General features: G+C 33.8%; 9 protein-coding genes. 2 read left to right on the top strand and 7 right to left on the bottom strand.

The window, feature by feature from the left end:
* Window positions 1-133: 133 nt before the first annotated feature.
* On the top strand, window positions 134-2806 hold the full coding sequence (locus LZ578_RS07690) for a YfhO family protein (protein ID WP_235144601.1): 2673 nt from the start codon (window positions 134-136) through the stop codon (window positions 2804-2806).
* A 36-nt stretch (window positions 2807-2842) separates the two neighbouring features.
* On the opposite strand, the gene LZ578_RS07695 is transcribed toward LZ578_RS07690, so the two are convergent.
* Window positions 2843-3451, bottom strand: a complete 609-nt coding sequence (locus LZ578_RS07695) for a superoxide dismutase (RefSeq protein ID WP_235144602.1) — start codon at window positions 3449-3451, stop codon at window positions 2843-2845.
* Window positions 3452-3604: 153 nt separating this feature from the next.
* On the opposite strand from LZ578_RS07695, the gene LZ578_RS07700 reads away from it, so the two are divergent.
* Entirely contained in the window at window positions 3605-4393 is a 789-nt protein-coding gene (locus LZ578_RS07700; protein ID WP_235144603.1) for a DUF1189 family protein, read from the top strand.
* A gap of 45 nt (window positions 4394-4438) precedes the next feature.
* Here the strand turns inward: LZ578_RS07700 and LZ578_RS07705 are convergent, their stop codons facing one another.
* The 6 genes from LZ578_RS07705 to LZ578_RS07725 form a co-directional block, all read right to left on the bottom strand.
* On the bottom strand, window positions 4439-5566 hold the full coding sequence (locus LZ578_RS07705) for a glycerate kinase (RefSeq protein ID WP_235144604.1): 1128 nt from the start codon (window positions 5564-5566) through the stop codon (window positions 4439-4441).
* Window positions 5567-5594: 28 nt separating this feature from the next.
* On the bottom strand, window positions 5595-8201 hold the full coding sequence (gene mngB, locus LZ578_RS07710) for a mannosylglycerate hydrolase (RefSeq protein WP_235144605.1): 2607 nt from the start codon (window positions 8199-8201) through the stop codon (window positions 5595-5597).
* 28 nt (window positions 8202-8229) lie between these two features.
* Entirely contained in the window at window positions 8230-10137 is a 1908-nt protein-coding gene (gene mngA / locus LZ578_RS07715) for a PTS 2-O-a-mannosyl-D-glycerate transporter subunit IIABC (RefSeq protein WP_235144606.1), read from the bottom strand.
* Window positions 10138-10251: 114 nt separating this feature from the next.
* On the bottom strand, window positions 10252-10452 hold the full coding sequence (locus LZ578_RS12720) for a hypothetical protein (RefSeq protein WP_396326740.1): 201 nt from the start codon (window positions 10450-10452) through the stop codon (window positions 10252-10254).
* Between the two features lie 35 nt (window positions 10453-10487).
* Window positions 10488-10973, bottom strand: coding sequence for a MurR/RpiR family transcriptional regulator (locus LZ578_RS07720; protein WP_235144607.1), 486 nt, complete (start codon window positions 10971-10973; stop codon window positions 10488-10490).
* Window positions 10974-11013: 40 nt separating this feature from the next.
* Complete coding sequence (locus LZ578_RS07725; protein WP_235144608.1) at window positions 11014-12324, bottom strand: DEAD/DEAH box helicase; 1311 nt, start codon at window positions 12322-12324, stop codon at window positions 11014-11016.
* Between the last annotated feature and the right edge of the window lie 153 nt (window positions 12325-12477).

The following is a 12477-nucleotide window of genomic DNA, read 5'->3' on the forward strand; positions in this document are numbered from 1 at the left end:
GATTTACAATGAGGCTGGAAAGGATTAGACCACTGAGAGCTCCACAAAAAAATGCATTTTAAATTTAAATATGTTACTTTTGTATATATATTCTTTCAAACCAACCATTTATAGATGTAGGAGGATCCTGTTTATGTTTCCATCATTCTCAAAACCATTTTCTCGTAAAATGTTACTATTTGTTTCGTTCTTGTTACCATTTGTCATCATTTCTATCATATATGCATCAATTGGTGTCTATCCATTTGGTAAACAAACATTACTAACTGTCGATTTAGGACAACAATACGTTGATTTTTTTAGCTATTATAGACATACCTTGCTTCATGAACCTAGTGCCCTCCTCTACTCATTTACAAAGGGAATCGGCGGTGAAATGGTTGGTCTCTGGTCTTATTATTTAACAAGTCCTTTTAATTTAATTCTTTTATTTACTCCTCAAAGATATCTTCCGGTTGGTGTAACGTTACTAATGATTTTAAAAATATCTTCTGCAAGCTTATCCTTCGCTTACTTATTAATTAAAAAATTTGAAGGAAAAGGTCTTCTGGTTCCTACTTTTTCTCTGGCTTATGCCATGATGGGATTTGTAATTGCCAATCAGTTAAACGTCATGTGGTTAGACGGTTTAGTATTTTTACCTCTCATTATATTGGGAGTGGAAAAATTAGTAGATGGAGAAAGTGGTTTATTTTATAGTATCATGCTTGCAATCATGCTTTTTTCTCACTACTATATCGGATACATGATTTGTCTTTTTGTAGTCTTATATTTTATTTTTGCACTCATAAAGCAAGAAAAAACAAGCGAATGGACTGTATCGAAAAAAATCTACCATTTCTTTTCTACTAGTCTTCGTTTTGCATTTTTTTCTATATTAAGTGCAACTCTTTCTGCTTTCATCCTGTTACCTAACTTTTTCTCATTAATGGGAGGAAAAGCCAGTTATATTAATGAAACTGTTGATTGGAGTCTAGATTATCCTTTTTTAGAAGTTCTATCTAAATTCTATATTGGTTCTTTTAATTTTGATCAGATGCCATCCGGTCATCCGAATCTTTTCATCGGAACACTTGCACTCGTTACATTTCTTTTTTACTTTTTTAACCAGAATTTTTCTAAAAAAGAACGGATTGTCTCTTTCTTCATCACCGTTTTCTTTTTTGCCTCTATGAATATTAAGTTTCTTAATAAAGTTTGGCATGCCTTTCAATATCCAATCTGGTATCCATATCGTTTCTCTTTCGTTGTGTGTTTCTTTTTAATACTTAATGGGTTTCGAAGTGCTCAAAAAACGAAGAGCTTTCCATTATGGTTTGCTTGTACCTTACTCGTCCTTCAAACGGGAAGTGCCTTATATGTGTTAGAAAAAGATTTTGATTTTGTTATTCCCATACAAGTTCTTGCAACGGGTATACTGTTGATCCTTACTTTAGTTTTATTATTACTAAGAGAAAATTCTTATAAATGGATGCCTTACGTCCTCCTATTAATTACAGCCGTAGAGATGAGTGCCAATGCAACCATTGACTTAACTCGTTTGAGCTATGTAAAAATGAAACCTTTTAATGATTATCAGCTTGTCTTGGATGATATGTTACGAGACATCAGGCCGGATGACAATGAGTTCTACCGGATTGAAAAAGTCTTTCAACGGTCAAAGAATGATAGTTTTCAAGCTAATTATCCTAGTGCTTCTCACTTTAGTTCCACTTTTGAAAGGGAAGTTCCTCAGTTATATGGCTTACTAGGCTTTCCGGATGGCAATGGTTTTGTATCCTACTCAACCGGTACACTTTTTACAGATTCTCTTTTTGGAATTCGTTATTTTGGAGTTAATAATCCTTTATCGGATGAACTCAAAAAAAATTATGATTTATATCATTTATATGCTAATTCTACTCGTCCTGATATGCAGCAGTATCAATTAGAGTCAGAGTCCTTACGAACGAATATTTATGAAAATGAGTATGCTCTTCCACTAGTATTTGGTGTTTCAGAGGATCTTGCATCTGTTGAACTAGAAAAAAATAATCCAATTAAAAATCAAGAAGATATTTTAACAGCTATGACAAATCTACCTGAATCTTCTTTTTATATAGAAGAATCTTTTGATTCTATTGTTACTGAAAATATATCTGATTATTTGGGTAATTCTAAATCTGTTAACAGAACGTATAACAAATCTGACACCAATGAAGACGCCATGATTGAACTTCAAATAACTCCTAAAACAGATGATCCCTATTATCTGGTTCTGGACTCCCGTCTAAAAGATGAAGAAGTAGAATTATCCTTAAATGATGAAACATTTAGATATTATACGACGTTTCGAAATGATCAAGTACTTAATGTGGCTAGTCATCAAAAAAATGAGCTTCTCAATTTCCAATTTTCTTTATTAAAAGATTCTATAACTATACGTGACCTAAAGTTATACAGGTTTGATCTTTCAAAATTCCGAGAAGTAATCACAGAAGCAAAAGAAGAAGGAATAACTCTTTCTTCCTTTAGTCAAACTAAAATAGAAGGAGATGTGAAGATTAAAAATGATCACTCTCTGCTAATGACTTCTATCCCCTATTCTGAGGGTTGGAAACTATCGATTGATGGCGAAAAGGTTGAAACCATTTCTGCTTTAGATGGATTTTTAGCGGCTCCGATAAAAAAAGGGATTCATAAAATCCAACTAAACTATCACGTTCCTTATTTACAAGAAGGAATTCTGATTAGTATCGCTGCTTTATTTGTTACAACTCTAATTATTTTCTATCATAGAAAAAGTTTTAAAAAGCATAAAAAATAAGAGTAGGATTGCCCCACTCTTTATTTTTTTATGTAATTATTTAGTTGCTTCTATACGTTTATTTACTTCATCCCAATTTACAAGGTTCCAAAATGATTGAACATAGTCTGGACGAACATTTTTATAGTCTAGGTAGTAAGCATGTTCCCATACATCTAAACCTAGAACAGGTGTCTTACCATTCATTAAAGGACTATCTTGGTTTGGAGTAGAAGTAACTTCTAGTTTTCCATCAGATAATACTAGCCATGCCCATCCTGATCCAAAACGACCAGTTGCAGCAGCGCTAAATTTTTCTTTAAAGTCATTGAAACTACCAAACGCTTCATCAATTGCATCCTTGACAGCTCCCGTTGGTTCTCCTCCACCATTTAGTGATAGAATCGTCCAGAATAAGGAATGGTTTGCATGTCCTCCGCCATTGTTTCTAAATGCAGTTCGGATATCTTCTGGTACAGAATCAATATCTTTCAGAAGTTCTTCAACAGTTTTTTCTGCTAATTCTGGATATTTCTCCAATGCAGCATTCGCATTTTTTACATAGGCAGCGTGGTGCTTGCCATGATGGGTACGCATTGTATCTTCGCCAATATTAGGCTCCAACGCCGTGTAATCATATGGTAAATCAGGTAAGGTAAAAGCCATTTCAATTTCCTCCTAGTTAATATTTTCAATCTATAATAAGATTACCACGTTCTAGTCTATTTATCAAAAGAACTGTTTGTGTTTATCTTTACATTGCCTTTTTCCTTTTTTTTCGCTAAGCTATTATTATCTTATTTTAAATAGAAGAAAAGAGTGATCATTATTTCGTTGTATACATTACTATTTAATTCTTTTCTAGATCCTTCTCATTTATGGAAGGCAACTGAATTAAAAAGAAAAAAAACTGTTTATTTATTTTTATTAACTTCTCTTATCGTTGGTATTCCATTTTTTATTAGTAACATGAATGCCGTAGCTACTATTGAAAAAGATATCAGTAGAGTAACCACTAAAATTCCAGCTTTTGTGATTGAAGATGGAACAGTAAACGTGAAAGATCCTTTAGAAAAGGCTTTAGTAGTGCGAACAGATTCTTTAAATTTCATTTTTGATATCCATAATCAATATGATGAACTAGAAAAAGAAAAAGATGTGGAAAATACGATACTGAATCTACTCTTTACAGAGGATTCATTCACTCTCTTAACCAATCAAGTTCCAATCAATATTCCTTATGAAAATGCTGATGGATTTACAGACGAATTTTTCACTTCTCTTCTTTCACGTTTTAGTACGAAGAATACTATAACCGTCATCACAATGATTGTATTGAGCTTCCTTTCTGGTATGTTTGAAGCGGCTATTCGTCTTCTTCTCTTCACTATAATTGGAAACCTTGTGTCTGCTCTCTTTCGAATTCGGCTTCCGTTTTCTGTTAATTGGAAAATTATGATGGTAGCAAGTTTTGTCCCTACAATCTTGTTTTCTTTACTAAATTCAGTATTGATTTTCCCATACGGACAAACAGGAATCATCGGAGTAATCTCCGCTTTCCTTTATTATAAAGGTATAAAAATATTTATTGAAAAACAAATCAAGTAAAAAGAAGTGGCTGGGACAAAAGTCCCAGCCACTTCTTTTTTAGTCTCATTTAGTAGGAATGATTCCTACTAATTTTGCTACGCGTGTAGCTGCTCTTTCTAAATTTCCATCAGCATTTTCAAGAGCCTCTTTTAAAGTCGAAACACGATCTACAATAGGAACGATTACCGATAATCCTTCTTCCGTTGCTCTTTCTAAATTTCCCTTTTCACTTCCTACAAAAGCAATTACGGGAATTTCATATTTCTGAGCAATCCTTGAGATACTGACCGGTACTTTTCCTAATAAACTTTGTTCATCTATTTGACCTTCACCGGTAATTACTAAATCTACTTTTTTTATCTGGTCTTCTAGTTTAAAATCTGAAGAAAGTTGTGTAAAGCCGTTCACAATTTTTCCATTTAAACCATGTCTAATTGCAAATCCAACTCCTCCCGCTGCTCCGTCTCCAGAATGGGACACATTGGTTCCAGATACTGCTTTCAGATATTGTTTCATACGTTGTTCATACTCATCCAACTCTTCTGCTAAGATGCCCTTTTGTTTGCCAAACACCTTCACAGCTCCATCGGGACCCGTCAGTTTAGAAACAACATCTGCTGCAGCTATAAATTCTACTTCAGCAACGAAAGGGTGGATATTTTCAAAATCTAGATACCTTACTTGCCCCAAATCTTTCCCAGTTCCACTTAATTCCTGGTCAGCTGAATTATAAAAAGTAACTCCCAATGCTCGTAAAAGTCCCATACCGCCATCAACAGTGCCTGTACCACCTAGGCCAATGATAATCTTTTTAGCTCCATTTTCCATAGCAGCCTTCACTACTAGTCCGGTTCCATAAGACGATAGATCATTTGGATGAAGATTTTTTTCTTCATTAAATTGAATACCAGAGGCCAAGGCAATCTCAACGATCGCCTTTTTCTCTTCCTTAAAATATATATAGCCTGCTTTCATTGGCTTTCCATAAGAAGTGAACGTATCTACTTCAATATATTCACTTTGATACACATCGTTTGCAAGGTATGCGGAAACAAATCCTTCCCCACCATCAGAGATAGCAAATGTTTCGACTGCATGTCCAAAGGTTCCAAAGGTATCTGCTACGATCTGATTTGCTGTTTGACTAGTAAGGGAGCTTTTGAAAGAATCTATTGCTACAAGAACTTTCAATTTTTCACCTTCCTTTTTTTAGTTAACTTTATTTTTTATTCAGACCAATGGTAACGACTTGATTTGGTTTAATTGTTACATTTTTATTTTCATCAGCCTGAAACTCTTCATTTAAATTCAATGAACTGAACGTATAATCTTCTAAGTTCGTCAACTGAATAGTTGATGGTTCTGAAGTAGGATTAAAGTATCTTAATACGAGCATATCTGAATTCTCAGCTTTTTTCAATGTACTCAACACACTATCATCCGCTTCTACTTGTAATAAACTGAATGAAGAAGGTACCACAAAAGAAACTGGATTTAATTTCATCGCATTATGTTCCATTTTGTTGTAACTAACAATTGGTGTTAGCCATTCTTTCGTCATTTTTCCAATCGCTACCGATTGAAGCTCGCTGTTATCAATTCTAAAGGCAAATTCTAGTTCAAGTTCCCCAATCATTTGAGAATCAGGAGTTGGAAGTTTAATTCCAGAAGGTCTGCCTGGGCGACGAACTAAGTTTTCTTTTCCAAGAACTCCAATCCCTCTGAATAGAGTAATTGCAATTGTATCAAATGTATCACCAATAATTTCATACTCACGAGAACTATTAGTCATTACAGTAACTGAATCTATTTCAGATGACAAAGATACATGATTTAAGAATGGGTAAATTGGGTCTGGTCTTTCATTCCAGCCTTCTTCTTCCCAAACAGCCATCCCACGGTCTACTACAGAACGTTTCATCATACCAAATTGGTTGTCTGCATATGAAAAACTAGCTTTGATCCCGGTTGGTATCAACATTCTTAATCGTTGATCATCCGCTTGGTTATTCAATTGAACGGTTAAACCTATTGTTCGTTTATTGTAAGGAACTTCTAGTTTGAACGTAACATCGATATAACTATCATTTTTCATTGATCTTCTAGATTCAAGGCTTTTAGGTACTTCAAATTGATAGCTAATCTCAACTACTGCTTCTTTTTCACCTTTTAAAATTTTTGTGCTTGCATTTTTAATACACTCACTAGAATAAATAGGTGTATCTCCTAGTAATGGTGAAAAATCATACTCATCACCATCATCGGCTACATTCTCAAGCTGAAGAACATGTTCATAGGTTTTATCAGTTTCTTTGTCTTTCATTGTTAATGTACCATTTGCTTGAGGAGTAATAGTAAAGTAATCTGTTTCTAAAGTACTACTTTCTTCTCGTACTTTTTCTTTTGATGCTACTACTTCTTTAATAAATAATGTTTCATACCCCATTGCTGGCAACGGATGGTTCAACTGAATCGTATATTCGAAAAATGGATCGTAGTTACCATAATGAACAATTTGTCGATCAATCAATCCTGCATCAATAATTTCTTTTGACAATAGCTCATAAGGAACTTCAACACCATCTTTATCAACTAGTACAAAGGAATCAAACTTAGTAATAACGGTTGAAGTAGATATTTCAGTGCGTTCATAAGGAACTAAATTAAATAAAGTTAGTCGATCTAAATCATTATCTGCTTCAACTGCATCTACTATTCTTCGTTTGTAAAAATCAATGAGACGATCTGTTCGCTCTTCTGCATTCCAAAAACGTGCCATAATTTCTCTGTGAACTTTGTCAGAACAACAAGCACCAATACTATCGTGCGCATGGTTTTTCATAATTTCTTTCCAAATTTCTTCAATTAATCCATGATGATAGTCAAATCCTAATGAATATGCAATAGATGCAAGTGGCTCTAGGATCGAAGTGATTTTATTTTCAATTCTTGTGTTTGCTGCTTTAATATCCATTCTTGTAGAGAAAATACTACGATGAACTCTACTATATTTACCATCAATAAATTCACCTTTAATTGTATCTAAACCTTTTTCTTTTTCTATTTCTTCAAAGATATTTTCATAACGACTCAAGAAAAATTCTCTATCTGGATAAACTTTTTCAAGTTTTTCTATTACTTCAAAAATATCTTTTTGAATCGGCATTTGGTCATGACCATTCGGTAATAGTAAATGTTTGGTTGTTGCTCTTTTGTCTAGGACACCAAAGTATTTATCCATTCTCGTTTTAAGAGCTTCTTCATCTTGTGGAAGATATTTTCCAATCGCGTAACCTAGAGGCATCAATTGAACTAATACTTTTGACCCATCATCACTTTCCCAGTAAAATTCAGTCTTATCTGTACCATGATGTTCAGAAATTCCTCTCCAAAAAATGGAGTACTTGATATCAAATCCATTTAAAATTTGAGGCATTTGAGAGGTTTGTCCAAAAGAGTCCGGAAGATAACCAATTTTCATTGGACTACCAAATTTTGCCGAATCTTTTAATCCGTATAATAGATTTCGAACAATTGATTCTCCACCAATCACCATTTCGTCTGTTTGACTATACCAAGGTCCAACAATCAGTCTTCCTTCTTGAACAAGTTTAGTAACACGGTCTCTATTTTCAGGGCATACTTCAAAATAATCTTCCAAGATAGCCGTTTGACCATCTAAAACATAATTGGGATAGTCAGGATTTGTTTCTAACATCTCCATAATTTCTTCCATATTGTTTACTAATAGAATCCGAGACTCTTCCGTTGTAAAGTACCACTCGCGATCCCAATGCATGTGGGGAACTATATGAACCTTTTTCATTATTAATTTCCTCCTAATTTATGTTTTCTTACTTAACTTCAGATAGTTTTGATAACTTATTTTTTCTCGTTAGAATTAATAGAACAGTTGAAATAGCAGCTCCTAATAGAGCAGATCCTAGCCAAACACCAATTCCCATTAAAGAAGAAACATTCTCTAATAAGAATAGAGAAAAAATACCGGCTCCAGGAACACTTAGACCTACACCTGCTGTAGTAACGATTGCACCTGTTATTGCAGAACCTACACTAAGTGAAGCAATAACTCTTATCAGATCATTCATCATGAAAGGAATAGCCCCTTCGGTAATCCCCGCTAAACCAAGTAACCATGTTTGTTGTCCAATTTCTTTTTCTTGCTCTGTATATAAATCTTTTCCAAATACGACTGCTCCTGTAATTGCGAATGCAGAAACCATTTTTACAGAGGCAAAAGCAGCGTACGGTACATAGTTGCCACTTGCCATCGCTGCAATACAGAATGCATATGCTGCTTTGTTGACAGGTCCACCTAAATCAAAGGAAACCATAATTCCTAATACAGCTCCAAGTGCAAGTGCACTACCGCCTTGTAGAGTATCTAACCATGAAACAAGCTGTTCATTTAACCAAGTAACTGGAGTACCTAGAACAAATAACATAATCGTTCCAACTAATAATGTACCTAATACTGGATAAACCCAGAAGCTTACAAAACCTGCAAAAACACCTTTTGGTTTAATATAAATTTTCATGTACTTCATAATATAACCAGCAACTAGACCACCAAGCATACCACCAAGAAAACCAGAGCCAATCATATTAGCAGCAAAACCGGCTGCAAGTCCAGGTGTCAAACCAGGTTTATCGGCAATGGAATAAGACATATAACCCGCTAAAATCGGCACCATTAGAGTTCCTAGCAATCCACCACTTAATTGACGATACATATTCAACCAACTACCTGGTGTATTATACAGTTCCTGTAATCCAAACCCTTGAGTTACTAAGGTAGCAAAGGTAAGCAACATTCCACCGGCAATAATTATCGGGATAATGTAAGAAATACCTGTTAAAACTGAGTTTTTAACTTCATTTTTAAAGGATAATTTTGTTTCCTCTACTTCTTCAAAGTCATTATTTACTACTTGACCATCATAACTTTTTCCTTTTTCAATAATTTGTTCCATTAAAGTAGAAGCATTTCTCAATGGATCAGCAACATTTGTTTTAATTGAAGGAAGATGTGCATATCTTTCTGGATCTTTGACAATTACATCAACAGCAAATATGATTCCCTTGGCTTCTCTTAATTGTTTTGCTGTATGCTTGTCTTCAATTCCATTTGCTCCTTGTTTTTCAACAAAGATATTTACTCCTGCTGCTTTTGCTGCTTTTTGCAAAGCTTCTGCTGCCATGTACGTGTGTGCGATTCCAGCAGGACAAGCGGTAACTCCTAAATATACTTCTGCATCTTGAATGACTTCTTTTTCTTCTTTTTCTTGTTCGCCAAGCAATTCATAAACTTCATTAGAGGTACTTGCTGTCAGAAACTGATTAAAGTAATTTTCGTCAGAAAGTCTCGTTGCTAATTCAGCGAGTAACGTTAAGTGTGTGCTTCCTGCTTCTTCTTCAGGTATTGCTAGCATGAATAGTAATTTTACTTTGTTATTAGGATCAAGACTTTCATAATCAGTAAGCTCATTTTTTAAACGAAAAACTGCTACCGAAGCTTCTTTAACTGTTTTGGATTTCCCGTGAGGAATAGCTAAACCATTTTCAAAGCCAGTTGCAGAGAGTGCCTCTCTTTCGTAAATCGCTTTCATAAACTCTTTATCGGAATGAATTTTCCCATTTTCGTATAGGGACTGTACCATTAGTTCTAAAACTTCTTCTTTTGAATTTACGTCTACGTCCAAGTGAATTAATTCTGGTGATGTTATTTTTTTGAGATCCATCTTGTTTTCCCTCCTCTTTCTTATGAACTAAGAATAGCACGAAAAAAAGGAGTTTCTAGGAAACCCCTTTCTATTCCACACTATTCATTTTTTTTCTTATAAACCTGTGTATATTTACACATACTGTTGATATTTTTCAAACAGAGAGTTTAATGTAACTAATAAAGGTGCCTTATCTGTAATATTATATCCTTTTAAAAATTTAGCAGGAGAATAACAAAAAAGTGAATAATCTGCTAATTTTTGTAAAGAATTGTCTGAGAGCGTAGTAATCGATACAAGTGTATGGTTTTTATTTTTAATAGCAGTAGCTATTTTGACTAGTTGTTCTGTTTCTCCGGATAAACTAACTAATACAAAAACTTTTTTTCATCACTTTCATTTTCATATAGAACTTCATGTTGATAGGTATAAAAAACACTTTTCCCATCTAGAATTTGAAAGCTTTTTACATAGATTTTTGTAGGATAAGCAGTTTGTCCTACTGCAAAAAAAATAATTCGTTTTGCTGCAAGAAAATGGCGAATAATTTTTTCTTCTCGTTCATGATCAATTAGCTCAAACGTTTTATTGAGTAGATTCTTTTGATTATTATCTTCATCTACTTTATTTTGAGTTTCATTTTTTAATGCAATCTTCAATTCAGAAACACCATCATAACCTAATTTATGACTTAATCTTGTAATTGAATTTGGAGAAATATAAAGATCCTCTGCTATTTTTTTGATAGAAAGCATATGAATCTGCAAGCGATTCTTCTGTAAGTAACTAATGATAGAATCATCTGTATCATTTAATTTAAACTCATAGTTTAGTATTCTTTCATCAAATAGCATCTTTACATTCCTTCCAATAATTCATTATAAAAACAGTTCATTATTTTTTGTTGTTTTTCATACGTCTTTGTTTGCCTTCTTGTCGTTTAATTTGCTCGTTCAATTTCCGTTTATATCCAGGTTTGATATTTTTCTTTGCTTTCGTTACCATCCCTTTTATTCGGTGATCTGGCTCTTCGATTTTTTTGGTTGGTCGTTTTTCTCTTCTATTACGATCCTCTACTTCTACAAGCTCTCCATTTTTTATACGGACTGCTTTAAAAATAATTCCCATATTTTCTAAAACTTGTACAGACCCTTCGTCATCCGGTCCATATAAAGTTATCGCTGTTCCAGGCATGTTCTTTCTTCCAGTCCGTCCAATACGGTGAACAAAAAACTCAGATTCTCTCGGGATTTCATAGTTAATAACATGAGAAACTCCTTCAATATCTATTCCTCTAGCTGCTAAATCGGTTGCTACAAGAAATTGGAATTCTAAGTTGTGAATACGTCGCATGATTCGTTTTCTTTCTCGCGCAGGAACGTCACCATGAATAACTGCACATTCAAATCCTCGTTCTTGTAGTCCTTTTGCAATTTCATTTACTTTTTGTTTTGTGTTTGCAAAAATAAGAGAAAAATATGGTTGACCTAACGATAATACTTCTGAAAGGACATTTATTTTTTCTTGACCTCTCGTTGCTAATAACAAGTTCTCAATCGTAGGAGCAATAATATCCTTAGGTGCTAGTTTTACAATTTCAGGATTCTCCATATATTTTTTTAAGAATGGCTGTAGCTTATTAGGTATTGTCGCAGAAAATACCAACATCTGCAATTCGGCTGGTAATCGTGTGGCGATTTCATCCACATCATGTAAGAATCCTAAATCTAATGTCATATCTGCTTCGTCAATAACAAAAGAAGTTGCAGTATAAATTTTTAAAGCTTGTTCACTTACTAGGTCCAAAATTCTTCCTGGAGTTCCAATTACAATATGTGGCTGTATATTTTGTAGTTTTGTAATTTGACGTTTTTTATCCGTTCCACCTACAAAATTAGAAACTCTAATTTCTTTTGGAGCACCTTCTACTAGCTGTAGAGATGCTTGATAAAGTTGTTCGGCTAATTCTCTACTAGGGGACGTTATAACCACTTGAACCTCATCTTTATCTGGGTCAATCGTGTTTAATAATGGTAATAGAAAACTATGGCTCTTACCTGATCCTGTTTGTGATTGTCCAATTACACTTTTTTTGTTTTGGATAATAGGAATAATTTTTTCTTGTATTTCGGTTGGTTCTTGAAACCCTAATTGGGAAATAGCTTCCAGCAAAAATGGTTTTAGTTTATATTTTTCAAAATTCATTTATTACACCTCAAATATTCTTTTTTCTTCTGTGTCATTATAGCACAAAAAAATGGTTATTCTTAATGGTTGTCTTGAAATACTTACACATTCATTAATTGATTTATAAGAAAAGGAAGTAAACTTAAAGAGTTGCTAATGAAAAATGCTAAT

Source organism: Jeotgalibaca sp. MA1X17-3, from assembly GCF_021513155.1.
Taxonomy (GTDB): domain Bacteria; phylum Bacillota; class Bacilli; order Lactobacillales; family Aerococcaceae; genus Jeotgalibaca.

Excerpts from the sequence above, each read along its gene's own strand:
- mngA (WP_235144606.1), bottom strand. The coding sequence starts at position 10,137 with ATGGATCTCAAAAAAATAACATCACCAGAATTAATTCACTTGGACGTA.
- LZ578_RS07690 (WP_235144601.1), top strand. The coding sequence starts at position 134 with ATGTTTCCATCATTCTCAAAACCATTTTCTCGTAAAATGTTACTATTT.
- mngB (WP_235144605.1), bottom strand. The coding sequence starts at position 8,201 with ATGAAAAAGGTTCATATAGTTCCCCACATGCATTGGGATCGCGAGTGG.
- LZ578_RS07725 (WP_235144608.1), bottom strand. The coding sequence starts at position 12,324 with ATGAATTTTGAAAAATATAAACTAAAACCATTTTTGCTGGAAGCTATT.
- LZ578_RS07720 (WP_235144607.1), bottom strand. The coding sequence starts at position 10,973 with ATGCTATTTGATGAAAGAATACTAAACTATGAGTTTAAATTAAATGAT.
- LZ578_RS07695 (WP_235144602.1), bottom strand. The coding sequence starts at position 3,451 with ATGGCTTTTACCTTACCTGATTTACCATATGATTACACGGCGTTGGAG.